The sequence below is a fragment of the Anabaena sp. CCY 0017 genome, assembly GCF_963920885.1.
Taxonomy (GTDB): Bacteria; Cyanobacteriota; Cyanobacteriia; order Cyanobacteriales; family Nostocaceae; genus Nodularia.
Map to the genome: position 1 here is coordinate 1 of NZ_CAWUDG010000124.1, position 235 is coordinate 235.

At 58.7% G+C, this 235-nt stretch carries 1 protein-coding gene; it reads left to right on the forward strand.

Annotation, left to right across the window (positions count from 1 at the left end):
* Positions 1–235 (forward strand): hypothetical protein (locus ACM0OW_RS25930; protein WP_414553601.1); only part of this gene is annotated, 235 nt, incomplete at both ends.

Genomic DNA, 235 nt, shown 5'->3' on the forward strand with positions numbered 1-235 from the left:
CCAAGGACGCCGATGCAACAACCATCTGGATCAATTCCGGCGTAACGACGCCGACCCTGATCAACACCAATACAATCCAGGCTGGGGTGGTTGGCACCGGCGACCATACAGCGACCGCTGTTCAGATCGGCGCTGGCGCCAACCTGCCCTCGTTCACCAACTCTGGCTCCATCAGTTCCGCAATCAACGGCGACAAGGGTACTGTTTACGGCATTCGCGATCTTTCCGGGTCGCT